This window comes from Streptomyces sp. NPDC059008, from assembly GCF_042749045.1.
In the GTDB taxonomy this organism is placed as follows: domain Bacteria; phylum Actinomycetota; class Actinomycetes; order Streptomycetales; family Streptomycetaceae; genus Streptomyces.
In genome coordinates, this window is record NZ_JBHYJC010000003.1 from 477,468 (window position 1) to 499,133 (window position 21,666).

The following is a 21,666-nucleotide window of genomic DNA, read 5'->3' on the forward strand; positions in this document are numbered from 1 at the left end:
GAGGCCCGGTCGCCGGAGCTGCTGGCCCCAAGCCCCCTGTATTCACGCCGAGTTCCGGCCGCACGGGAGCCCACGGTCTCGACCGCGGGAGTGAAGGATCTGCGGCGAAGAGCTGCTCACATCGCGGAATATCCCGTTCCGCACAGACGCGTGACGGGGGCAGGAGCACGATCTCCGCCGTTGAATCCTGCACCTCCGCCCAGGTGTTGTCTCGTTCAGACGGCGCGACTTGATGATCCGTTCGTCCCTGCCAGCATGTGGCGGCGCGGGCCGACCTCCGGCCCGCCGGCTTCACCGACCCTCCGCGTTCTGCCCCGGAGGGGAAGCCGAACGAACAGAGGAGTGGAACATGTCGCGTCCCACCCGACGCCAGGTGCTGTACGGCAGCGCCGCGGCCCTGGCCGGAGCGGCGCTCACCGCACCGGCCGCCCTCGCCGACACCCCCGCCGCCCGCCCCGCCGACGGCCACGGCCATGGACACGGGCCAGGAACCGTGCGCTCCGCCGGCCACGAAATGCCGGAACCCTTCGACGAGATGTACCAGGGCCGCCACATAGAGGGCTGGCCGGCAGAGGAAGGAGGCGCACACGACGGAGGTCACCCAAGCCATGGAAGCCGGGCGGAGCACCGCTCCGGCCAGGCCGGCCCGCACGAGGGCATGGACTTCGTCGTCCGCATCGACAACGACGACCTGCATGTGATGCGCAACGCGGACGGCACCTGGATCAGCCTGGTCAACCACTACGAGACGTTCACCACGCCACGTGCCTTGGCGCGCGCCGGCGTCCGTGCACTCCAGGGCGCCGACCTGGTCCCCGTCGTCACCGGCTGAGGCCCGACCCTGACCGTCCCCCCACCGAGGAGTCCTCGACATGGCAGTCCGGAAGAACCAGGCGGACCTCACCGCCACCGAGAAGCGGGACTTCGTTGACGCGGTGCTGGAGCTGAAGCGCACCGGCCGCTACGACGAGTTCATCAGCACCCACAACGCCTTCATCATCGGTGACACCGACAACGGAGAGCGCACCGGCCACCGGTCACCGTCATTCCTTCCCTGGCACCGCAGGTTCCTGCTCCAGTTCGAAGCAGCCCTCCAGAGCATCACACCGTCGGTCATGCTGCCCTACTGGGACTGGACCGTCGACCGCTCGCCGCGCAGCTCGCTGTGGGCCGACGACTTCCTCGGCGGTGACGGCCGGAGCGGTGACGGCCGGGTGACGTCGGGCCCGTTCGCCTTCGGCAGCGGCAACTGGCCGATGAACATACGGGTCGACGGCCGGACGTTCCTGCGCCGCTCCCTGGGTACCGGGGTCCGCGAACTGCCGACCCGCGCCGAAGTCGACCGGGTGCTCGCCCTGAACGTCTACGACACCGCCCCCTGGAACAGCTCCTCCGACGGCTTCCGCAACAACATCGAGGGCTGGCGCGGTCCCAACCTGCACAATCGGGTGCACGTCTGGGTCGGTGGCCAGATGACGACCGGAGCCTCGCCCAACGACCCGGTCTTCTGGCTGCACCACTGTTTCATCGACAAGCTCTGGGCCGACTGGCAGCGCAAGCACCCCAAGTCGGGCTATCTGCCGACCGGCGACACCCCCGACGTCGTCGGCCTCCACAACACGATGAAGCCTTGGAACGACGTCACACCGGCGGACATGCTGGACCACACCAGGTTCTACACCTATGCATGACAGGTGCATGACCATCCCGAGCTGATCCCGGGGATCCCGGGGCGCGCACCGTTCCACACGGAGGGTGGGGCTGCCCGAGGTGACGCCTCGGACAGCCCCACGTCGTGCTCAGGCGTGCTCGGTCAGTGGCAGGTGGTGGTGCCGAGGTCTTTGCGCGGGCCGTCGTCCGGATGATGGGGTGGCACGGTGACCGACCACGATGAGGCGGCGACTGTCCGACCGTTGACACTGGCTTGGGTGAACCGGCACCTGGAGGTCGGCGAACGGATCGTCAGGACCGTTGCGCTGCACGGCGGCATCACCGCCGAAATGCGGCGGCTGACCATCGGCGGACGGGACGGAGGCACCCGTGACCTGGTGCTGCGGACCTTCGTCGACGTGGAGCACGCCGAGGACTGGCTGAACAGGGAAGCCGGCACCCTGACCCTGCTCACGGAGACCGGCGTGCCGGCTCCCGGACTGGTCGCGGTGGATGCGACCGCCGCACATTGCGAGTATCCGTCGCTCCTGATGACACATCTGGCGGGCCGGACGGTCCTCGGCGATGAGGGATTGGACACGCGCGTCCCTCTGCTGGCCCGTCAACTCGTGGCGATCCACGCGTTGCGCCCCGCCGAGCGGCCCCGGGAGTACGTGGCGTTGACGACCGCCGACACCGTCGTGACTCCGAGGGGTGCCGACGCGGCGGCATGGGCCGCGGCGATCGATGTGATCCGCGGGCCCGCGCCGCCCTATGAAGGGCGATTCCTGCACCGGGATTTCCATCCCGGCAATGTGCTGTTCGACGACGTGGTGTCCCCGAGCCCGGCAGGTCCCCGGATCGCCGGCGTCGTCGACTGGGTACAGACCTCCTGGGGCCCGGCGGACCTCGACGTCGCGCACTGCTCCACCAATCTCGCGCTGCTGCACGGCCCGGCGTGGGGTCTGCGGTTCGCCGAGGCGTACGAGGAGGCCGGCGGAGAGCTGGCCTCCGTCGTGAGCGAGCGCCTGTACTGGCAAGTGCGCGACCCGCTGGCGTTCTCGGAAGAAGTGCAATGGGTGGCGCAGTCATGGCGGGAGGCAGGGAGGGCAGAACTGACGACGCGAGCCGTGGAGGAGCGGCTGGATGCCTACGTCACCACCCTGATGGACGCGCTGGGCTGAGCCGAGGCGACCCGGGGCGCGGACACAACGGCGAACCGCCGTTGCCCCGAGCCAGAACCGAGTTCTGGTCAGCGATCGTCGTGGAACCAGTCGCCCGGCATCAGGTCACGAACGCGAAAGGCCCTGCATTTGCCGGCACCAAAGCGCCCGCTGCCCCTCATCTGCAATTCTTCCGTCTCGGCGGACGACATGGGGTCAGCCCAGTCGCTGGGAGGAAGCGCCCAGGTCAGAAGGCTGTCCAGTCCTCGGTATCCGACTACTTGGGCCCTTCCTGGAATGCGCCAGGAGATTGCGGCCATTTGGCTGGCGAATGCGAGAGGAGCGCTCCGAGGGTGATTTTTCATCCGGTACTGTCGGCTATGACTCAGGTCACAGAAGTGCTTGCTGTTTCGATTCCGACTTTGTGAGGCGTGTTTTCGATGAGCCTGTCCATCCGTAACCAGATCCCCGGCACCGTCACCGCGGTCACTGCTGGTGAGGCCATGGCGTCGGTGAAGGTGCGCTTGGCCGGCGGGCAGGACATCACCGCCGCGATCACCACCGACGCCGTCAAGGACCTGGGGCTGGTCGCGGGTTCCGCCGTCAAGGTGCTGGTGAAGTCCACCGAGGTCGCCCTTGCGACCGGCCCCGTCGAGGGCATCTCCATCCGCAACCAGCTCGCGGGCACCGTCACCGACGTCTCGACCGGTGGCGCCATGGGCTCGGTCAAGGTCTCCGTCGAGGGGGGCGAGTTGACCGCCGCGATCACCAAGGATGCCGTCGAGGCACTGGGCCTGGCCACCGGGACCTCCGTCGTCGCGCTGATGAAGTCGACCGAGGTCTCCCTCGCCGCCGCCTGAGCCCGGCGCTGATCGGGCTCGCCGCATCCGGCGGCCGGCCTCACGCCTCCGCCAGGTCGAGGAGTTCCTTGTACGAGCCGCCGAAGCCCTGGTGTTCGTCGACCAAGTGGATCTCCAGGACCCAGTGGGCCCGCCACCCGCCCTCGTCGATGCGGCGCAGGGGCAGGGCGTTGTCCGGACCGATGTAGGAGTCGGCCCGGGCATCCTGGGCGTGCGCGGCCGGTGCCGCTCCGGCCAGGTGCCCGGCATACCATCCGGCCGGAGTCCAGCCCGCCTTGGCGGCCAGGGCCTGGACCTCGGCGTGCAGCTGCCGACCGGTCACGGCCCGGTCCACGTGGAACGCCTCGCGGGCCTGGGCGAACATCTTCGGCAGGTCCGCGCGGAGCCGGTGCTTGTCCGGGTCCTCGCCGAGGACGATCGTACGGGCGAAGCCCGTCTCGTACCCGGGGAGCAACGGCCCGAGATCGACGACCACGATGTCGTCCGCGCCGATCTCCCGGTCCACCGGCGGCTCCTGGCCGTAGGGCAGCACGGAGTGCGGGCCCGCTCGGACGACCCGCCGGGGCGGGCACGCGACCGGACCGCACACTTCCCGTGCCAGTTCCCCGATCCGGTCGCCCGCCTCGCGTTCCCTACGACCTGGTGCGATCAGGCCGCGGGTGGTGACTTCGGCGAACAGGGTCTGCGCCATCCGCTGTGTCTCCACCAGCCCCAGGGTACGGAGCCGTTCGTCCATCCGGTCGGGTACCGCCATCGTGCTCTCCCTCTTCCTGTTACGGGGTCGCGCGCACGATGACGAGCGACCCTTCGTACGTCGGCCGCATGCGCAGATGGCCGAATGCTTCGTCCCAGGCACCGGAGTCCAGGTCGTGGCGCAGGGTCCGGTCGAAGTGTTCGCGGACGCGGTCGTCGACGAAGCTCCAGGCCGAACACGCCTGGCGAGCAGCCGGGTCGAGCAGCATCTCGGGGCGCCCGTAGTACGCCTCGTTGAACCCGTCGGTGCAGTCCAGCGGGATGGGCACGGTCCGGACGGTGCTGGTGCCCCCGAGCGCGGCGGCCAGTTCCTCGACGCTCGGGTAGCGGCGGGCCTCGGTGTCGAGGACCTCGGGTGCGTACCGGTACAGCCAGAAGTCCCGGACCAGGGCGGGGTCGCAGGTCAGCATGACCACGGGTCCGCGGGTCACGCGCCGCATCTCGCGCAGACCGGCCCGGACGTCGGACCACTGGTGGACGCTGAACAGCGTCATGGCCGCGTCGAACTCGCCGTCGGCGAACGGCAGCTCCTCGGCGACGGCGTCGATGGCCCGGGCGAGCTGCGCGGGCCGCTGGGCGCGCATCGACTCCGACGGCTCGACGGCCGTCACCGTACGCGCCGCGCTCTCGTACGAGCCGGCGCCGGCGCCGACGTTGAGGACGGTCCGGGCGTCGCCCAGGGCCTCGGCGATGCACCGGGCGATCCGCTCGTCCGGCCGGCGGTAGGAGGAGTAACCGGAGCCGAAGGTGCCGTAGTCGACGTCGCCGGCGCTGCCGTCCTGGGTGCGTGTGGTCATGGGGGCCTACCTCGCCTCGTGAGCAGGAACAGGGGAACGGATCCCCGCACGCCGTCGGTTGTGCCGGTAGGAGCGCGGGGAAGGGATGGGGGTGCTCCGACCGGACTCCTCCGCGGCACGACACGATCTATCCTGCATCTGCGGCTGGGGTTCGACAATCTCCTGGCAATTGCTTGGGTCTTTCCCCAAAAGCCGCCGCATTTGTGAAGAGGATGTTGGAGGTAGCGACGATGTACATCCGCAGGTCGTCGAGCCGCACCGGGCCGTGCGCCCGCCGCCGAGGGAGGGCTTCGTGACAGGAGGGACGACGGGCGTGCCGGAGGACCGGCGGGTCGAGGGGCTGGTAGCGGCCCAGCAGAAGGCCGTCGAGCTGTTCGCCGAGGCGGAGGCGCGCGGGCTGGTGGTGCCCGGCCGGGGCGAGCGCGAGGCCAGCGACCTGATCCGCGACCTGGCCAACGAGATGTTCGGCACCACCAAGCACTGGCACAAGCGCATCATCCGCTCCGGCCCCAACACCCTCCGGCCGTACCGGGACAACCCGCCGGACCGGATCATCGGCCCCGACGACATCGCCTTCGCCGACTTCGGCCCCGTCTTCGAGGAGTACGAGGCGGACTTCGGCCGCACCTACGTCTTCGGCGACGACCCGCACAAGCACCGCCTGCTCCAGGACCTGCCCCGCATCTTCGACGCCGGCCGCGCCTTCTTCGCCGCCGACCCCGCCGTCACCGGCCGACAACTGCACGCCGAGGTCGAGCGCCTCGCCGCCGAGGCCGGCTGGACCATCGGCATCTGGCACGCCGGCCACCTCGTCGGCGAGTTCCCCCACGAGACCAACGACGGGGCCAAGTCCGAGTCCTACATCACCCCCGAGAACGACAACCCGCTGCGCCGCACCGACCGTGCCGGGCGCACCTGCCACTGGATCCTCGAACTCCATCTGGTGGACCGGCAACGGGGCTTCGGCGGCTTCTACGAGCAACTCCTGGACCTCGCCTGACCTCCGTCGACAGTCGGGAGCATCTTCCAGCTTCAGCCACCAAGCGCCGGCCCCTCGGCGACCGAGGCACGAGCGTGGCGGTCGAGCGCGAGCCAGACACGGTCCCGGGTGACGGGCAGGTCGGGGTGGGTGGAGGAGCAGACCGTCAGCCGTTCACCCGTGCCGTCCTCCTTGGGCTCGAAGTAGGCGACGCAGCCGTGGGCTTCGAGGCTGGCGTGCTGGACCGCCGAGGCCCTCCATCTGCACGTGAACACCGTCCACTACCGCATCCAGCGCATCGAAGCCCTCACCGGCCGCGACCTCTCCCGCCTCGACGACAAGCTCGACCTGCGCGCCGCGCTGCTCTGCCGCTGAGTCGTCCGGCCGGTCAGTCGCGGTCGATGTGGACGTTGGTCGACTTCACCCTGGCCGTGACGGTGACTCCGACCGCGATGCCGAGTTCCTCGACGGCTTCCCGGGTGACCAACGACACCAGCCGATGCGGACCGGACTGCACTTCCACCCGTGCGGCCACCTCGTCGACGTGCACGGCGGTGACGATCCCGGCGAACGAGTTGCGCACGGAGGTGGACACCGCGTCCGGCACCGGATGCAGCCCCGCGGCCCGCTCCTTGGCGAAGCCCGCCAGGCTCACCCCGTCGATCGCCCGGTTCCCCGAACCGTCCCGGTCCATGCGCAGCCGTCCGCCGTCCGCCCACCGACGAACGGTCTCCGAACTCACGCCCAGCAGCCCCGCTGCCTGCCCAATGCTGTACGACGGCACCCTCGCACTCTAGCCAAGGCCCGGCGCCTGCCCGCCGGAACATGGGCGTACATGGCGGCACGTGGCATCAAAGCCCCGATCCCAACGGGGAGTTGGCCCCACCCAGATCGTCAGCGCGACACGAGGAAGTGGACCTCACGAGGCCTGACCTCCAGCTCGCTCAGGCCGTCGGGCGTCGCGCCCATCTCGCGGCCGACCTCGGCCGCCGCCCGGAACGCCTCCTCGGACTCGAACGTGCCGGTGGTGACGACGGCCTCGCCGTCCGGCGTGACCCAGACCCCGACGGACAGGAAGCCCGGCTGCCGCCGCGTCGCCTCGGCGACCTTGTGGCACTCGCCGACGAACTCCTCGACGTGCTCGGCGGCCGGGTAGTGGAAGGCAACGAAACCGAATGACATGACGTGTCCCTTCTCGGGTTATACGATGCCGTACAAGGCGAGGCTAGACCTGTTGTACGAAGCCGTACAACGGGTCGGACCGGGTGAACTGGGTGAGGTGGGCCACACATGGGCGCATTGCGCACACCGCGCGAGAAGTGGGTCGAGGAGGGGCTTCGGGCGCTGGCCGCGGGCGGAGTGGACGCGGTGCGGGTCGAGGCGCTCGCCAAGACGCTGGGGGTGACCAAGGGGGGCTTCTACGGCTACTTCGCCGACCGCGACGCACTGCTGACCGAGATGCTGGACGTCTGGGAGCGCGAGAGCGTGGACGACGTGGTGGACCGGGTCGAGCGGGAGGGCGGTGACGCGCGGGACAAGGTCCGCCTGGCCGGACAGCTCACCTTCTCCAGCGACCGCCTGCTCCCCATCGACCTGGCCATCCGCGAGTGGGCCCGCCGCGACCAGGCCGTCGCCGACCGCCTGCGCCGGGTGGACAACAAGCGCATGCAGCTGGCCCGCGACGCGATCGGTACCTTCTGCACCGACCCCGACGAGGTCGAGGCCCGCGCCCTGCTCGCCTTCTGCACGGCCATCGGCAGCCACTTCCTCGCCGCCGACCACCCCGGCCGCACCCGCGCCCCGGTCATCGCCCGCGCCGCCGACATCATCCTCGACGTCCCGCAGGGCGGCCCTGGCACGTGATCCCTCCCCCGCCCCTGGCAACTCGCCGACATCGCCGGGTTGCTCATGATGTGCCGGCCAAATGGAGACGGCCCCGCTTGCGCGAGGCCGTCCTTCTTCAAGGCCCGGTGCCGGGCGGGCGGATCAACGACGTGAGGCGGTAGCGGGTACGCGCGGAGCGGTCAGACGGTCGGCACCCGGCGGGACGGGAACCATCGCGAAGATCGCGTCCTGCTGTTCCTGGAGTTCCTTGGCGCGCTCGGGTGTGGTGGTGGGCAGCCGCTGCTCCTCGTACAGCTTGTGCGTCTCCTCCTGTGCCCACTTGCTCGTCGGCGTGTGGAACTGGATCTCGAACGGATGTCCGGAACGCGGTGCGCGCCAGCCGGTGTTGAGCCCCTTGTAGCCCTTCGCGGTGGTCCAGCGGTTCGTCCACTTGGAGCTGTCGTTGCCCCAGGCCGCCAGGGTGTGTGCGGCGATGGTGACCCCGACGCTGTAGCGGTGGTCGGGCCACTGAAGGGTGTAGCGCACCGAGTCGCTGATCCTCGCCAGGGCCTCGCCGACGTTCTGGCCCGGGTTCTCCTTCATCGAGGTGGCGACCTTGCGCTTGAGTGAATCGGGGGACTTCAGGCGGCGGTCGAAGCCGATGACCTCGGCGTCGCTGAGTGCCGCGGCCGCCCGCACCTGCGGGCTGATGGACCGCTCCGCCTTCTTGGCCTGCTCCAGATAGGCGTCCACGCGCGCGTTGTCCGCCGGGCTCAGCGACAGTCCGCCCTCACCCTGCCAGCCTCCGTCCTCGGTGGCCGACCGGGCGCTGGGGTGGACCGTGCTGTCCTGCGCCGACGTGGCCTGCGCCGCGTTCGCCAGGCCCAGCCCCACAATGGCGCTCAGGGCCAGCGCGGTGACGGCCCGGGACACCTTGCCTGTGATCCTCATCGTCTGCGGCGTTCCTTCCTAGACACGGCACCCATACGACTGCCACGTGATCCGGAAGGGATCCTGGCTTTTTCGGGGTGCAGTTATGCCTCGTCCGACGCAGAGTGTCCTGATTGCGCCGTTATTCACCCCGGCTGGTGGAGGGGCCTCGCCTGGCGCGACGCTCTGGCCCCGGGTTGCCTCTCGGGGGTCAACCCCTCTCGTGCGGACGGGAGACAAGTGGACCGTCCTGGTCATCACCACGCTCGCTGACGGACCACCACTGCGCTTCACGACCCTGCACGAGCGGATCGCCGGGGTGTCCCAGCGGATGCTGAGCCGGAGGCTCCGCGCGCTGACCCGCGACGGACTGGTCACGCGGACGGCCTACGCCGAAGTGCCCCGCGCGTCGAATACGCGCTCACCCCACTGGGGCGATCGCTCGCCGCCTCGGGCATCGGCGCGGGAGGTAACTATGATCGCGCCATGGCCAAGTTATTCACGCACCGCTTGCGAGTGCGTTACAGCGAGTGTGACCAGCAAGGCGTGGTGTTCAACGGTCACTACCTCTTCTACTACGACGTCGCCTTGACCGAGCTGTGGCGAGAAGTCATCGGGGACTACGCGTCCACGGTCGAGGATGGAGCCGACCTGGTCGTGGCAGAAACGCGCATTGTCTACCGCCAGGGAGCGCGCTTCGACGAGCTGCTCGACATCGAGATGCCGATCACCCATCTCGGCACGACGAGCATGATCGTGCGGCCGGTGTTCAAGGCCGGTGAACGGCTCATCGCAGAAGGCGAAGTGCGCCACGTGTTCGTCGATGCCGCGACGCACAGCAAGATGGAGATGCCCACCCGGGTTCGCGCGGCCCTCCAGCCTTACACCTCAGCAGGGTAGGAGGACCGCACAGCGGCCCGCGCTTCACAACTCGGCGACCACCGCTGGAAGTTCACGCAACCGGTCGCTGCGCCAAGCGCAGCGTCCGCCGCGGAGTCGCGCCACCACCGCTGCCCGCCCCTTGCCGGCCCGGGCCCGCATCAGGCGTCGTTCGTCCCGCTGGGCAGGGCGTTGCGGGTGCGGTGGTGGAACGCGAGGAGGGCGAGGAGGGCGGTGGTGGTGAACCAGGCGAGTTGGACCGCGAGGTAGGCGGAAACGGAGTCGTGGGAAAAGCCCGCGGTGACGGCGGCCTGCATGGCGCTCCACGATGGGAGGAAGCGGACGAAGGTGCTGTCGACACCGGAGTTCGCGAGAGGGCTTTGCAGCGCGATGTCGATGACGCTGGTCATGAGCATCGCGAACATGCCCTCCACCTCCCGGCGGAAGAGAGAGCCGAAGACGACGCCGAGCGCGCCGTAGGTCATGGCGTCGCCGAAGAGCACGGTGGCGAGGAGGATCGGCTGGCGCGAGGGCCAGGCGGGCCACATGACGGCGGTGGTGTAGGCGGCGATGGTGGCGGAGGCCAGGGTCAGTGCGGTGATTTTGGCGAGCGCGAGGTGCGTACGGGGGTAGCCGGCCATGGCGAGGCGGCGGTCGAAGCGTCCGCCGGCGAAGGTGGCGGCGAACATCATGAATCCGGTGATCAGGGTGACGGCGTTGATGGCGCCGGAGATCTGGGTGAGTTCGTTGCCCGGGGGTGACAGCATGCGGCCGGTGTCCCGGAGCCGGTACGGGGTCGGCGTGCCGGGGATGTTCGCGTAGCAGAGCGTGACCCAGGTGGGGATGTACAGGACCACGAGGAGCATGGCGAAGCGGTTGCGGGCGTGTTCGACGAGGTTGTACCTGGTGGCCGTGGCGAACAGGGTCAGCTGTCGTCTCATGCGGGTGCCTCGCTGACGGAGCGCAGCACACCGTCCTCCAGACGCCACAGTTCGTCGAGGCGTTCGGCGTCGTAGGCCAGGTGGGAGACGACCAGGACGGACCGGCCGGCATCTCGGAGCCGGGCTGCGAGATGCCAGAAGCGCTGGTAGGTCTCCCAGTCGAAGCCCTGGTAGGGCTCGTCCAGGAGCAGCAGCCGGGGGTCGTGCAGGAGCGCGAGGGTGAGGTTCAGCTTCTGTCGCGTTCCGCCGCTGAGCAGCCCGGCGCGCTGGTCGGCGTACTCGGCGAAGCTCAGCACCTCCATGATCTCGTGGGCGTATCGCAGGTCGGGCAGGGCGAAGGCCGCTCGGAAGTACTCCAGGTGCTGGCGGACGGTCAGTGCGTCGTTGAGCACGACGTCCTGCGGGCAGTACCCGAAGCGGCCCTCGCGGCGGACACTGCCGTGCCGCGGACGCAGCTCGCCTGAAAGGATCTTCAGCAGGGTGGACTTGCCGGTACCGTTCTCGCCCACGATGCCGACCAGCGCGCCCGACCGTACGGTCAGGTCGACGCCGCGCAGGACCGCGCGACGCCCGTAGGCATGGTGCAGCCCCCGAACCTCCAGCGTGGCGCTGTCCACGAGCTGCATCGGTCGGCCCGTCCGTCCCTCACGCCGACAGAAGAACGGTGCGGTCCGAGTAGAGCACCATCGCGGTGGGAACCGTTCCGTCCCACACATGGCCGCGCCCGTGGTACCGCTCGCTCTCCAACGTCCAGCGCAGATGACCGCCCAGAAGCTCCCACCAGGCGTGCGCGTAGGCATACAGCGCTTGCGCATCGTCTGCGTCCTTCCAGGCCCGCAGGAGTCGGTCGACATCGAGCTCGGCTTGGCGGATCAGCCCGCAGAGTTCGTCCACGGCGCTCTGCAGGGTGCGGCCGTCGGTGCGCCGCAACACGTGAACGGCGTTCATGGGCACCGGCTCGTCGCGTTCTTTGCGATAGGAGAACAGGTCGTTGACCAGCGTTCCATGTGCCAGACACGCGGTGTGAAGGCGCTCCAGTTCCGGCGAGTGCGCCGCCTGTTCCAGATCGACACCGATACTGCGCTCCACCCCCACTGTGAGGAAGTCGAAGCCGGAGTCCGTGCGGCGGAAATCCAGATAGGACGTGAGATCCCGTGTGTGCTCCAGCTGCCGGCCCCTTCCCGCATGGCATTTCACCCAGTCGGAGAGCCCTCGGCGGTGACGGGCCTTCTGCCCTGGTGTGAGGTGTGCTCTTGCCAGTGTGAGCGAGTCCGCCCACAGACGCAGGTCATCCGACTCGACCGCCATATCGGACTCGTCGGCGACGGCCAGGTAGGCATCGATCAGAAGCGGCGAGGTGTCCGGATCCTCCAGTACGTCGTCCACGATGAATCCGGTCGTGGTGAACAGGGCGGCATCCAGGAGATAGTCGGTGTCCGCGGAGGGGGCCGCCCGCGTGGCGAGTCCGATCATGTCGTGTCGCTTGATCCGGTCCAGCACCTTCTCGCGTCGCCGTCCGAGCAGCCGATCGGCGAACCACTGGTCATGTTGCTCGCGCAGGTGTGCGTGCTGGGGGTTGACCCGGTCCAGGGGGAGGATCGTCCCTCCCAGCGGAAGATCCACTACCAAGCCGTCCGGACGAGTCGGGTCCCCAGCGGTCACGCTGCTCTCCTTCAGGTGCTTCGTCGACGGGCCAGACGGCCGGCCTGACCAACGATGACCAGCTCACGAGGTAACCGGTAAAGCCGTAAAGACGACCGTCATCGCGGGGTGTCGCCGCTATGGCGCCTGAGGTGCCGAGGGAGGCCGCGTTCGCCGAGTGCCGAGCGTCAAGCGCAAGGTTCCGGAGTCGGGCGCCGCACTGAGTGTGCGTGACGTGCATCACAGCCTCTGCGGGGAACTCCGGTGCCCCCTCGGCCGACTGCTGGCGTGACGCGAAGAACCTTCGACCGAGAACCTTCGACCGAGAACCTTCGACGGAGAACCTTCGGCGCAGAGCGTCCTGCGAAGGGCATCCGGCGAAGGTCATCCGACCGCGGGGAACGGAGACGCCGTTGAGTGGAGAACGGGTGGTTGCGGGGGTGCCGGCAGCGGGAGCGAAGGCAGGGCTGACGGCACTGCTCACATGTGCCATGGCCTTCTCGATGCTGCAGCTCTTCCTGCTTGGTGCGCTCGGCCCCCGCTTGGTGGACGAACTGGGCGTATCCGCCACGGAGTTGGGCCTGACGACGACGATCGGCTTCGGTGCGGCGGCCGTACTGTCGCCGTCGAGCGGCCGGATCGTGGACCGGATCGGGCCGCGACGTGCGCTCGTTGCGCTGTTGCTCGTGTCCGCCGCGGCGCTCGGGCTGATCGGGGCGGCGCCCGGGGCCGGGTTTCTCCTCGCGGCGGTCGCGGTGGGCGGACTGCCCCAGGCGCTGGCCAATCCGGCGACCAACAAGACGATTCTGGCCGCTGTGCCGCCTGCCGCACGGGGCTCGGTGACCGGGATGAAGCAGTCGGGTGTGCAGCTGGGTGCGTTCGCGGCCGGGCTGCCTCTGGCGGCGCTGGCCGCAGGTGTCGGCTGGCGGTGGGCGGTGTGGACGGCAGCGGCCGCGGCCGTGGTGGCCGCCCTCTGCGCTCTGCGTACGCTGCCGGCCGATCCTCCGGCGAAGGGGGCGGGGGCGCGCCCGTCACTGCTGCCGCGCGGGGCCATCGCCTGGCTGGCGGCGTTCTCCCTGCTGCTGGGCTGCGGAACCGCCTCCGTCAACACCTACTTGGCGCTGTTCGGGGCTCGGGAGCTCGGAATGGGGCCCACCGCCGCCGGGGCTCTCGTGGCGGTGCTGGGCGTGGCCGGCATCGTCGGCCGGGTGGGCTGGTCGAAGGCGGCCACGCCAGGACGCGCCGAACGGCTTCCGGGGTGGCTCGCGGTCGGCGCGGTCGGCGCGGCGTTGTTGCTGGCGGGGGCGTTGCTCGTGCATCCGCTGGTCTGGCCGGCGGCCGTGGCGGTGGGGGTGTTCGCCGTGTCCGGGAACGCCGTCTCCATGGTGCTGGTCATGCAGCGCGCCGTCCCGGGCCGAGCAGGTCAGGACTCGGCGCTCGTGTCGGCCGGGTTCTTCGCCGGTTTCGCCGTGGGGCCACCGGTCTTCGGCGTGTTCGCGGAAGCCGGCCACTACGGGCCCGGCTGGCTGCTGGTCGCAGGGGAGTTCGCGGCGGCCGGCGCGGTGGCGTTCGTATGGGTGCGGCGGGAGCGTCGGCAGCGTACGGCGGCGAGTGCGGCATGACGGCCGGAGAGTGGGCCGAACGCGCGCTGTCGGACGTGCTCGACCGGGTCGCCGGCACCGCAGCCGAAGTCGGCGACCGTTTCCCGCTGTTCGCCGATCCGGAGAGCGGTCGATGGACGACCACCCGGCGCGGTGCGTGGACCGGTGGATTCTGGGCCGGGCTGCTGTGGCTGCGGGCCGGGCACACCGGCAGGAGAGCCGACCGGGCCGCGGCCGCCGCGTGGGCCGGGCGACTGGAGGAGTGGGCGGCTGCCGACACCGCAACCCGTGGGCTGATCCTCTGGTACGGGACCGCCTTGGCCGACGGTGACACCGATGCCGCCGCCTTGCGCAGCCGTGCCGCACGGGCCTGCCTGACCGCGCTGGACCGCGAACTCGGCCTGGTGCCCTGGGGGTCGGCGTTCGGCGGGCCGCGGCTGCTGACCAGGGTGGACGGTGTGCCCGGCATGGTGCCGCTGCTCGCCGAGGCGGGATCGGAAGGCGTCGAGGCGGCCGCCTCCCATCTGCGTCGGAACCTCGAACTCTGCCTGAGAGAAGGGGCGTTCGTCCCTTCTTGGCGCTTCGATGCGCACGGTGGCTGGCAGCCTTGCGAGGATCCGCCGTCCGGCTGGACCCGTGGACGTGCATGGCTCCTGCTCGCCGTGGCTGATGCGCTGCACCGCGGCGACGTCGCGGCGGCGTGGCCGCCGGCTCGCCTGGAGGCCGTGGCGGCACAGCTGGCCGACCTGCCGGCGGAGGCCTCCGGGCGCCTGGTTCCGCCGGCCGACGCCGCACGGCCCGACGGGCCGCCGGACACCTCGGCCGCCGCCATCACGGCGGTCGCGCTGCTGAAGCTCGCACGCCTCCCGGGGCGGCGGGCGGCCGAGTACGCCGCCCGCGCCGTCGCGATCCTGCACCGCCTCGTCACCGCGCACGTCACCGCGCCCGGCGAGACCCGTCCGGCCGGCATGCTGCTGGACGGCTGCTACGACGCCGTACGGGGAACCGCCCCACGACACGAACTGGTGTGGGGCGATTTCTTCCTCGCGCTGGGGCTCGCCGCGCACACCGGGCTGGTCGACATTCGGCAGGTGTAGGCCGGGACTCGTGCCGAGCGCGCCGCCCCGGGCCGATGGCGCGTGCTGGGGAGCTACGCCGGGTAGTCGCGCAGCACCCGGCGCGCGACGGAGGTGATGTGCAGCTCGTCCGGGCCGTCGAGGATCCGGGCGGCGCGGCCGGTACGAAGGAGCGCGGGCAGCGGGGTGTCGGGACCGAGACCGGCCGCACCGTGGACCTGGACGGCAGCGTCCGCGACCTGTTGGAGCAGGCGGGCAGCGGCCACTTTGGCCAGCCCCACTTCGATGTGTGCGTCGACACCGGAGGCGAGGCGGCCCACCGCTTCGTGGACCAGCGGTCGGGTGGTGCGCAGGGCGAGCAGCGATTCGAAGACATGCTGCTGCACCAGTTGGTGGCGCGCGAGCGGACCGCGGGAGCCCGTACGGGAGTTGGCACGCGCGCACATCAGGTCGAAGGCCCGCTGCGCCTGGCCGAGCCAGCGCAGACAGCGCAGGGTGCGGCCCAGTTGGAGCCGTTCGCGGGCGATGGTGAGGGCCTGGCCGCGCTCGCCGAGCAGGTGGTCGTCCGGGACGGTGACCTGGTCCAGTGCGATCTCCCACTGGCCGCCGGCGCCGAGCACGGGAAGTTCGCGGACGAGGCGGAAGCCGGGGGATTCGGTGGGGACGAGGAGGAGGGAGAGCCCCTCGCGATCGGAGGTGTTGCCGTCGGTGCGGGCGAGGACGGTGACGAGATCGGCGTCCGCGGCACTGGAGGTGAACCATTTGCGGCCGGTGAGGGTCCAGCTTCCGTCCGTCTCCCGGACGGCGCGGGTGCCGGTCAGGAAGGGGTCGGTGCCCGGGACATCGGGTTCGGTCATCGCGTAGCAGGTGCGGAGCTCTCCGGAGACCAGCCGCTTGAGGTAGTGGTCACGTACCCGTGTGCTGCCGTGGCGTTGGAGCATCGTGACGTCCAGCAGGGGAGCGGAGCCCAGTGCGGCCGGGCCGTGGTCGCTGGCTCCCTCGGCCTCGGCCAGCCGGGCGTAGTGCCGCAGGGGGAGGCCCTGGCCGCCCAGCTCGACGGGCAACGGCATGGCCCACAGGCCGTTCTCCTTGGCCTGGTCGCGCAGTTCGCGCAGGGTGGCCGCGGCAGCGGGGCCCCCGGCGTCCAGTACGGGTTCGCACGGCATCACCCGCCGACGTACGAAATCCGTCACCCGCTCCGTCAACTCGGCGCTGTCGCACGCCTCTTCACCAGGGTCGGCCACCGCGTGACCACGACTCTCCACCACTTTTCTCCAGTCTGCCGGGAACCCGTGCGGATGACAGTCCGACTGTCTGTTCGTGGAACTGGTCGGATACGCGCGCTCCCGGGTTCCCGCCTTCCGCACATTCCCATGCGCCGGCCGCCGCCGTGCCAGGAGAGGAGAGGCATGACGTCACCAGCCCTCACGCAGACGGTCCGACCGCTCGACGGGCTGCAGCTGGCCACCTCGGGGCCGCCGGAATCGACCGGCCTCGCCGCCGGGCATCTGCGTCTTCTGGGAGCTCGTACGGGCCAGGAGCCCGCAGCACGGGAAGACGCCGGGACGGCACGGATCACGGTCGGCGGCTGCGGCTTCTCCCGCCAGGAAGCCCAGGTGACGTGGGCGGCTCCCGGAAGCGGGATGATCGACGAGGCCACCGTGCAGGCGGCCACGGGCATGATGTCCGTGCACGGCCGACGCGAGGGCGAACCACGCGGCCTGGCCGCCGACTACGCCGCCACCGCGACCGCCGTACTCACCGTGCAGGGGCTCCTCGCCGGGCTGCTGTGGCAGGCACGTGGCGGACCGACGGCGCAGGTGTCCACGAGCGCCGACCGGGCCGGACTGCTGGCGGTCTCCCAGTACCTCGCCGCGGCCGGAGCCGACGAGGGCGAGGCGTCCGAACTCGCCGCGGGCGGCCCGCCGTTCACCGCGACCGGGGGCACGCTCTTCGAGCTGGAGACCCTGGACCCGGGTGCCTGGGCCGCCTTCTGGCGGGTCCTGGACGCACCGCCCGAGGCCATACGCGCCGGGTGGCGGCCGTTCCAGTTCCGGTACGCCACCGCCTGTGCCCCGTTCCCGCAGGCACTGCACGCGACCACGCTCGCCCACAGCTGGCAGCGGATCCGCCAGGCGGCGTCGGTGTCCGGCGCCGAGGTCTGCCGGCTGCGCACACTCGCCGAACGCGCCACCGAACAGGACGGCGCCGCCCCTTGGACCCTCGTACCCCACGGCCCGGGACACCGGGTCACGGGACCTCCGGCAGCCATGCCGCGGCCGCTGGCGGGGCTGACCGTGCTGGAGGCCGGCCGTCGGATCCAGGCCCCGCTCGCCGCCCACCTGCTGGGACTGCTCGGTGCGGAGGTGATCCGTATCGAGCCGCCGGGCGGTGATCCGCTGCGCGGGATGCCGCCCACCTCGTCGGGCGTCTCCGCCCGCTGGCTCGCGCTGAACCGGGGCAAGAAGGCCGAGGAGGTGGACATCAAGGCGGAGTCCGACCGCCGCCGGCTGCGGGAGATGGCGGCCCAGGCCGATGTCTTCCTGCACAACTGGGCGCCGGACAAGGCCGCCCGGCTCGGCCTCGACGCGGACGACCTGGCCGCGGTCAACCCCGGACTCGTCTACGCCTACACCAGCGGCTGGGCCGGCCGTCTGCCGAACGCCCCGATGGGGACGGACTTCATGGTGCAGGCCCGCACCGGAGTCGGCGAAGCCGTCCGCCCGGCGGACGAGTCGCCCGCCCCCTCGCTGATGACGCTGCTCGACGTCCTGGGCGGACTCCTCGGCACCGAGGCCGTGCTCGCCGGACTGCTGCTGCGCGAACGCACCGGCCGGGGCGTGCGGGTGGACTCCTCCCTGCTGGGTGCCGCCGATCTCCTCACCGCCCCCGCGCTGCGCCGGGCCGCCGCGGGAGGCGACGCACGACGGCCGGGCGGATTCCGCCGCCCCCTGCGCACCGCGGACGGCTGGATCGCCGCAGCCGACGCCTGCGCGGCCGCCGCCCGTGCCCACGACCTGCGCGAGCTGCCCGCCGACGAGGCGCTGACGCGGCTGGGCGAGCACGGTCTGACCGCCGCGGCCGTCACCACGGACCTGGCCGGACTTCACCGCGATCCGCGCTTCGCCGGCTGCGCGATCAGCCGGGACGCACACGGTGCCTTCGCCGTTCCCGACCCTTGGAGCTTCGCATGACCGTCGCCCTGAACGACCTGCTGCCCGTCGACCTCCGCCGCTCCTGGGTGATCGACGGCACCTGCCCCGACCTCGACCTCTACAGCCTCTTCCGGGCCCGCCAGATCGCGGACCTGCACCGCACCGCCGTCCAGGACGCCAAGGGAAAGCTCTGCTACACCGCGCTCGACCGGAAAGTGCGATGTCTGGCCACCGGACTCAGCGGCCTCGGCATCCGTCCGGGAGACGTGGTCGGTGTCCAACTGCCCAACGGCCGCGACGCCGTCATCGCCGATCTCGCCCTGGCCGCGCTCGGCGCCGTCGCCCTGCCCTTCCCGGTCGGCCGCGGAAGCCTGGAGGCCGAACGACTGCTCCGCCGTGCCGAGGCCGTCGCCGTCATCGCGGCCGTCGAGCACCGCGGCAACCACCACGCCGCCGACCTGCGGGCCCTGGCCCCGGTCCTGCCCGCACTGCGCCATGTCATCGCGGTCGGCCGACCCGGCAGCGCCCCGCAAGGGACGACTGCGCTCGCGGAGCTGCTGCGCTGCGACCTGACCGCGTTCGTGCCCGCCAGACCGCACCCGGACAGCGCGGCCCGCATCCTCGTCTCCTCCGGTTCCGAAGCCGAACCGAAGATGGTCGCCTACTCCCACAACGCGATGGCCGGCGGCCGCGGCAACTTCCTCGCCTCGCTCATGCCCGACCAGACCCCGCCGCGCTGCCTGTTCCTGGTGCCGCTCGCCTCGGCCTTCGGCTCCAACGGAACCGCCGTCACCCTCGCCCGGCACGGCGGAACGCTCATCCTGCTCGACCACTTCACCCCCGAGGCCGCACTCGCCGCCATACGGGAGCACGAACCCACCCATGTCCTCGGCGTGCCCACGATGGTGCGCATGATGCTCGACCGGCTCGCCACCTCGGGCGAGAAACTGCCCGCCCCCACCGCACTCGTCCTCGGCGGCGCGGCCCTGGACGCGACCACCGCCGCGCACGCCGCCCGCGCATTCGGCTGCCCGGTCGTCAACCTCTACGGATCGGCCGACGGCGTCAACTGCCACACGGGGCTGGACGACGAAACTCCCACCGCGGACGGCCAGGGCGTGGTCGCCGGGCGCCCCGACCCCCGCGTCGCCGACATCCGGATCGCCGATCCCGAGACCCACGCGCCGCTGCCGGACGGAGCGATCGGAGAGATCATCGCGCGTGGCCCGATGACCCCCATGTGCTACGTCGGCTCCCCGGACCTCGACGCCCGCTACCGCACCCCCGACGGCTGGGTGCGCACCGGCGACCTCGGATTCCTCGACGGCTCGGGCACCTTGCACATCGTGGGACGCCTCAAGGACATCGTCATCCGCGGCGGCGCCAACATCAGCCCCGCGGAGGTCGAGCGGGAACTGGCCGCCCACCCCCTCGTCCGCGACGTGGTGTGCGTCGGAGTGCCGGACGCGGTGATGGGCGAGCGGCTCGCGGCCTGCGTCGTGCCCCGTACCACCGATGCCGCGGGTCCCGGCGACACCCCGACTCTGGACTCCCTGTGCGCGCACCTCACACGCCGGGGGCTGGAGCAGCGCAAGCACCCCGAGCGTCTCCTGGTCGTCGCGGAGATTCCGCTGACCCCGGCGGGCAAACCCGACCGGGCGGGGCTGTGTCGCCGACTTGCCGGCGGCCTGCCGCCGGACCTGCCGACCGCTGTGCACCCGGCCCCCGCGTCTCCGCTCGCGCCTACGGGCTGACGCGCGGTCCATAGGGCGGGCCGCCCCTGGGGACGCCGACCGCTGACGAGCAGCGGGAGGGCAGGCACGTACGAGACGTGCCTGCCCTCCCGTGTCAGGCTGCCCGGCTCCGCCGGACGAGACCGGTCACCACGTCCAGGACGAGGAACCCTGCCAGGGTGACGCCCAGGACGGGCAGCGCCCAGCCGAGCGCGACGACGGCCGGTACGCCCAGGACGAGCACGGGCAGCGGCAGCCCGCGCCACGCCCCGCGGGCCGGGGCTTTGCCGAGTACCGCCCTGCGGTCGTCGCGGGTCGGGCGGCGCTGCCACCACATGCGGTAGCCCCAGATGGTCACGGCGGCCAGGCCGAGCGCGACCAGGGCCAGCACGATCTGGTTGGCGATCCCGAACAGCACCCCCATGTGCCCCTGCACACCGAGCTTGCTGAGCTTGGCCAGGAGCGGATAGTCCGCCCACCGGCTGCGGGAGGTGACCTCGCCCTTCTCCGTGTCCACGGCGACCTGGTCGTAGTGCACCGGCCACTCGTTGTCCTTCTGCGCCACGGTCCACGCGGCGGCGCCGTCCGCGGGAGGCGTCACTTCCACCTTGCCGCCCAGTCCGGCGTCCCGGGCGACCGCCAGCGCGGCGTCGAAGCCGGCCGGATCCGCCGAGGCCGCGCCATGGCCGGCGCCGTGCCCCGCGTGCTCCCCGCCCCCGTCTCCCACGGGCGGCTTCGCGCCGGGAAGCGCGGTGTCCAGCTCCGGAGCATGGCCCCTGACCGCGTCCAGCAGCTGCCCGAACCGCTCACCCGCATACTTCGACCAGGTCAGACCGGTGGCGCTGAGGAAAAGAAGCCCCAGAGCCAGCCACACACCGGTGGCCGCGTGCCAACTACGGGTGCGGCGCACGCCCCGGGCGGACCGGTCCGGCAGCAGCACACCGCGTACGGACTTGGCGCGCTGTCCCCGGCTGCGTCCGAGCCAGAGCACCAGGCCGCCCACGACGATCACCCACAGCCAGCTCGCGGCGACCTCCGCGTAGAGGCGGCCGGACTCGCCCAGGTGCAGATCGCGGTGGAGTTCGTCGAGCCAGGTGGTGAGCGGGGTCGCGCCCCATGACGTGGTCAGCTCGCCCTGCACCTCGGCGGTGTACGGGTCGACGAACACGGTGCGCTGCTTCTCACCGAGCTCCGGCACCGACAGCACGACCCGCGTGGTGTCCTCCGGGCCGGGCGGGGTGACGACGGAGGCCAGGCTGCCCTCGGGGTGGGCGTCCCGCGCGGCGGCGATCTGGTCGGCCAGCGGACGCGGCTCGTCGCCCACCTGCTCGACGCGCAGCCGGTCGCCGTAGACCAGCTGGTCGAGCTGCGGAGTGAAGGTGTAGGCCAGCCCGGTCAGGGCGGCCACCAGCAGGAAGGGGGCGACGAACACGCCGGCGTAGAAGTGCAGCCGGACGAGCAGAGCCCGCACGCCCTGCCAGGAGCGGCCGGACCGGGACTCCTCCGGCGCGGGGGCGGCCTCGGGTTCGGCGGCGACGGTGACGGCGACTGCGCCCTCGGCCGGCTGGACGTCGATCCGGCCGTGGTCGCTTTGTGGTGGTTCTTCAATTGTGGAAGGCATGCACGTTCCTCAGAGGGCGGCATCCGCCGGACGGGCCGGAGGCGCCGCGAAACCGTGAAGGGG

23 protein-coding genes and 1 pseudogene are annotated in these 21,666 nt (G+C 71.2%); 13 read left to right on the forward strand and 11 right to left on the reverse strand.

Annotated elements, in window-relative coordinates; translation table 11 throughout:
- Positions 1-349: 349 nt before the first annotated feature.
- The 4 genes from ACFWZH_RS07505 to ACFWZH_RS07520 all read left to right on the forward strand — a co-directional run bounded on the left by ACFWZH_RS07505 (position 350) and on the right by ACFWZH_RS07520 (position 3,673).
- Positions 350-832 (forward strand): tyrosinase family oxidase copper chaperone, encoded by a 483-nt coding sequence (locus ACFWZH_RS07505; RefSeq protein WP_384426674.1) that lies wholly within the window; start codon positions 350-352, stop codon positions 830-832.
- 40 nt (positions 833-872) lie between these two features.
- Positions 873-1,691: a tyrosinase family protein gene (locus tag ACFWZH_RS07510; RefSeq protein WP_384426676.1), complete on the forward strand. Its 819-nt coding sequence runs from the start codon at positions 873-875 to the stop codon at positions 1,689-1,691.
- Positions 1,692-1,877: 186 nt separating this feature from the next.
- The gene (locus tag ACFWZH_RS07515) at positions 1,878-2,834 is read left to right on the forward strand and encodes a phosphotransferase family protein (RefSeq protein ID WP_384426678.1); all 957 of its coding nucleotides are present in this window, start codon (positions 1,878-1,880) and stop codon (positions 2,832-2,834) included.
- A 419-nt stretch (positions 2,835-3,253) separates the two neighbouring features.
- Complete coding sequence (locus ACFWZH_RS07520) at positions 3,254-3,673, forward strand: molybdopterin-binding protein (RefSeq protein ID WP_384426680.1); 420 nt, start codon at positions 3,254-3,256, stop codon at positions 3,671-3,673.
- A gap of 40 nt (positions 3,674-3,713) precedes the next feature.
- On the opposite strand, the gene ACFWZH_RS07525 is transcribed toward ACFWZH_RS07520, so the two are convergent.
- Positions 3,714-4,427 carry a M24 family metallopeptidase gene (locus ACFWZH_RS07525; protein ID WP_384426682.1) on the reverse strand — a complete coding sequence of 238 codons (714 nt, stop codon included), beginning with the start codon at positions 4,425-4,427 and terminating at the stop codon, positions 3,714-3,716.
- 19 nt (positions 4,428-4,446) lie between these two features.
- Positions 4,447-5,223, reverse strand: a complete 777-nt coding sequence (locus ACFWZH_RS07530; protein WP_384426684.1) for a class I SAM-dependent methyltransferase — start codon at positions 5,221-5,223, stop codon at positions 4,447-4,449.
- 292 nt (positions 5,224-5,515) lie between these two features.
- On the opposite strand from ACFWZH_RS07530, the gene ACFWZH_RS07535 reads away from it, so the two are divergent.
- On the forward strand, positions 5,516-6,223 hold the full coding sequence (locus ACFWZH_RS07535; RefSeq protein ID WP_384426686.1) for a M24 family metallopeptidase: 708 nt from the start codon (positions 5,516-5,518) through the stop codon (positions 6,221-6,223).
- A 32-nt stretch (positions 6,224-6,255) separates the two neighbouring features.
- Here ACFWZH_RS07535 and ACFWZH_RS07540 read toward each other — a convergent pair whose 3' ends face one another.
- Positions 6,256-6,477 carry a hypothetical protein gene (locus ACFWZH_RS07540; RefSeq protein WP_384426688.1) on the reverse strand — a complete coding sequence of 74 codons (222 nt, stop codon included), beginning with the start codon at positions 6,475-6,477 and terminating at the stop codon, positions 6,256-6,258.
- On the opposite strand from ACFWZH_RS07540, the pseudogene ACFWZH_RS07545 reads away from it, so the two are divergent.
- Positions 6,446-6,577: pseudogene (locus tag ACFWZH_RS07545) on the forward strand (helix-turn-helix domain-containing protein); the annotation flags it as partial. The gene ACFWZH_RS07540 and the pseudogene ACFWZH_RS07545 overlap by 32 nt on opposite strands.
- A 13-nt stretch (positions 6,578-6,590) precedes the next feature.
- Here ACFWZH_RS07545 and ACFWZH_RS07550 read toward each other — a convergent pair.
- Positions 6,591-6,986, reverse strand: coding sequence for a molybdopterin-binding protein (locus tag ACFWZH_RS07550; RefSeq protein WP_384426690.1), 396 nt, complete (start codon positions 6,984-6,986; stop codon positions 6,591-6,593).
- Between the two features lie 110 nt (positions 6,987-7,096).
- On the reverse strand, positions 7,097-7,384 hold the full coding sequence (locus tag ACFWZH_RS07555) for a putative quinol monooxygenase (protein ID WP_384426691.1): 288 nt from the start codon (positions 7,382-7,384) through the stop codon (positions 7,097-7,099).
- A 108-nt stretch (positions 7,385-7,492) separates the two neighbouring features.
- Between ACFWZH_RS07555 and ACFWZH_RS07560 the strand changes: the two genes are divergently transcribed.
- Positions 7,493-8,065 (forward strand): TetR/AcrR family transcriptional regulator, encoded by a 573-nt coding sequence (locus ACFWZH_RS07560; protein WP_384426693.1) that lies wholly within the window; start codon positions 7,493-7,495, stop codon positions 8,063-8,065.
- A 123-nt stretch (positions 8,066-8,188) separates the two neighbouring features.
- Here the strand turns inward: ACFWZH_RS07560 and ACFWZH_RS07565 are convergent, their stop codons facing one another.
- On the reverse strand, positions 8,189-8,977 hold the full coding sequence (locus tag ACFWZH_RS07565) for an ATP nucleotide 3'-pyrophosphokinase (RefSeq protein ID WP_384426695.1): 789 nt from the start codon (positions 8,975-8,977) through the stop codon (positions 8,189-8,191).
- Between the two features lie 85 nt (positions 8,978-9,062).
- Between ACFWZH_RS07565 and ACFWZH_RS07570 the strand changes: the two genes are divergently transcribed.
- Both ACFWZH_RS07570 and ACFWZH_RS07575 read left to right on the forward strand, forming a co-directional pair.
- Positions 9,063-9,548 (forward strand): winged helix-turn-helix transcriptional regulator, encoded by a 486-nt coding sequence (locus tag ACFWZH_RS07570; protein WP_384426697.1) that lies wholly within the window; start codon positions 9,063-9,065, stop codon positions 9,546-9,548.
- Positions 9,443-9,856 (forward strand): acyl-CoA thioesterase, encoded by a 414-nt coding sequence (locus tag ACFWZH_RS07575; protein ID WP_384426698.1) that lies wholly within the window; start codon positions 9,443-9,445, stop codon positions 9,854-9,856. Before ACFWZH_RS07570 ends, ACFWZH_RS07575 begins: the two co-directional genes overlap by 106 nt.
- A gap of 140 nt (positions 9,857-9,996) precedes the next feature.
- Here the strand turns inward: ACFWZH_RS07575 and ACFWZH_RS07580 are convergent, their stop codons facing one another.
- The 3 genes from ACFWZH_RS07580 to ACFWZH_RS07590 are packed head-to-tail and all read right to left on the reverse strand — an operon-like array spanning position 9,997 to position 12,438.
- Positions 9,997-10,776, reverse strand: a complete 780-nt coding sequence (locus ACFWZH_RS07580; protein ID WP_384426700.1) for an ABC transporter permease — start codon at positions 10,774-10,776, stop codon at positions 9,997-9,999.
- Positions 10,773-11,402 (reverse strand): ATP-binding cassette domain-containing protein, encoded by a 630-nt coding sequence (locus tag ACFWZH_RS07585; RefSeq protein ID WP_384426702.1) that lies wholly within the window; start codon positions 11,400-11,402, stop codon positions 10,773-10,775. The genes ACFWZH_RS07580 and ACFWZH_RS07585 overlap by 4 nt, the downstream gene beginning before the upstream one ends.
- Positions 11,403-11,421: 19 nt before the next feature.
- The gene (locus ACFWZH_RS07590; protein WP_384426704.1) at positions 11,422-12,438 is read right to left on the reverse strand and encodes a hypothetical protein; all 1,017 of its coding nucleotides are present in this window, start codon (positions 12,436-12,438) and stop codon (positions 11,422-11,424) included.
- A 470-nt stretch (positions 12,439-12,908) separates the two neighbouring features.
- Between ACFWZH_RS07590 and ACFWZH_RS07595 the strand changes: the two genes are divergently transcribed.
- Both ACFWZH_RS07595 and ACFWZH_RS07600 read left to right on the forward strand, forming a co-directional pair.
- Entirely contained in the window at positions 12,909-14,039 is a 1,131-nt protein-coding gene (locus ACFWZH_RS07595) for an MFS transporter (RefSeq protein WP_384426706.1), read from the forward strand.
- Positions 14,036-15,115, forward strand: coding sequence for a sugar ABC transporter permease (locus ACFWZH_RS07600; protein ID WP_384426708.1), 1,080 nt, complete (start codon positions 14,036-14,038; stop codon positions 15,113-15,115). Before ACFWZH_RS07595 ends, ACFWZH_RS07600 begins: the two co-directional genes overlap by 4 nt.
- Positions 15,116-15,168: 53 nt before the next feature.
- On the opposite strand, the gene ACFWZH_RS07605 is transcribed toward ACFWZH_RS07600, so the two are convergent.
- Entirely contained in the window at positions 15,169-16,359 is a 1,191-nt protein-coding gene (locus ACFWZH_RS07605; RefSeq protein ID WP_384426710.1) for an acyl-CoA dehydrogenase family protein, read from the reverse strand.
- Positions 16,360-16,503: 144 nt separating this feature from the next.
- On the opposite strand from ACFWZH_RS07605, the gene ACFWZH_RS07610 reads away from it, so the two are divergent.
- Together ACFWZH_RS07610 and ACFWZH_RS07615 are read left to right on the forward strand one after the other, a co-directional pair.
- Entirely contained in the window at positions 16,504-18,288 is a 1,785-nt protein-coding gene (locus ACFWZH_RS07610) for a CoA transferase (RefSeq protein ID WP_384426712.1), read from the forward strand.
- Entirely contained in the window at positions 18,285-20,003 is a 1,719-nt protein-coding gene (locus tag ACFWZH_RS07615; protein WP_384426714.1) for a class I adenylate-forming enzyme family protein, read from the forward strand. The genes ACFWZH_RS07610 and ACFWZH_RS07615 overlap by 4 nt, the downstream gene beginning before the upstream one ends.
- Before the next feature lie 94 nt (positions 20,004-20,097).
- Here the strand turns inward: ACFWZH_RS07615 and ACFWZH_RS07620 are convergent, their stop codons facing one another.
- Positions 20,098-21,603: a PepSY-associated TM helix domain-containing protein gene (locus ACFWZH_RS07620; RefSeq protein ID WP_384426716.1), complete on the reverse strand. Its 1,506-nt coding sequence runs from the start codon at positions 21,601-21,603 to the stop codon at positions 20,098-20,100.
- Positions 21,604-21,666: the final 63 nt, after the last annotated feature.

Coding starts and splice junctions, on each gene's coding strand:
- ACFWZH_RS07505 (WP_384426674.1), top strand. CDS start 350: ATGTCGCGTCCCACCCGACGCCAGGTGCTGTACGGCAGCGCCGCGGCC.
- ACFWZH_RS07510 (WP_384426676.1), top strand. CDS start 873: ATGGCAGTCCGGAAGAACCAGGCGGACCTCACCGCCACCGAGAAGCGG.
- ACFWZH_RS07520 (WP_384426680.1), top strand. CDS start 3,254: ATGAGCCTGTCCATCCGTAACCAGATCCCCGGCACCGTCACCGCGGTC.
- ACFWZH_RS07525 (WP_384426682.1), bottom strand. CDS start 4,427: ATGGCGGTACCCGACCGGATGGACGAACGGCTCCGTACCCTGGGGCTG.
- ACFWZH_RS07530 (WP_384426684.1), bottom strand. CDS start 5,223: ATGACCACACGCACCCAGGACGGCAGCGCCGGCGACGTCGACTACGGC.
- ACFWZH_RS07555 (WP_384426691.1), bottom strand. CDS start 7,384: ATGTCATTCGGTTTCGTTGCCTTCCACTACCCGGCCGCCGAGCACGTC.
- ACFWZH_RS07560 (WP_384426693.1), top strand. CDS start 7,493: ATGGGCGCATTGCGCACACCGCGCGAGAAGTGGGTCGAGGAGGGGCTT.
- ACFWZH_RS07565 (WP_384426695.1), bottom strand. CDS start 8,977: ATGAGGATCACAGGCAAGGTGTCCCGGGCCGTCACCGCGCTGGCCCTG.
- ACFWZH_RS07570 (WP_384426697.1), top strand. CDS start 9,063: ATGCCTCGTCCGACGCAGAGTGTCCTGATTGCGCCGTTATTCACCCCG.
- ACFWZH_RS07575 (WP_384426698.1), top strand. CDS start 9,443: ATGGCCAAGTTATTCACGCACCGCTTGCGAGTGCGTTACAGCGAGTGT.
- ACFWZH_RS07580 (WP_384426700.1), bottom strand. CDS start 10,776: ATGAGACGACAGCTGACCCTGTTCGCCACGGCCACCAGGTACAACCTC.
- ACFWZH_RS07585 (WP_384426702.1), bottom strand. CDS start 11,402: ATGCAGCTCGTGGACAGCGCCACGCTGGAGGTTCGGGGGCTGCACCAT.
- ACFWZH_RS07595 (WP_384426706.1), top strand. CDS start 12,909: ATGGCCTTCTCGATGCTGCAGCTCTTCCTGCTTGGTGCGCTCGGCCCC.
- ACFWZH_RS07600 (WP_384426708.1), top strand. CDS start 14,036: ATGACGGCCGGAGAGTGGGCCGAACGCGCGCTGTCGGACGTGCTCGAC.
- ACFWZH_RS07610 (WP_384426712.1), top strand. CDS start 16,504: ATGACGTCACCAGCCCTCACGCAGACGGTCCGACCGCTCGACGGGCTG.
- ACFWZH_RS07615 (WP_384426714.1), top strand. CDS start 18,285: ATGACCGTCGCCCTGAACGACCTGCTGCCCGTCGACCTCCGCCGCTCC.
- ACFWZH_RS07620 (WP_384426716.1), bottom strand. CDS start 21,603: ATGCCTTCCACAATTGAAGAACCACCACAAAGCGACCACGGCCGGATC.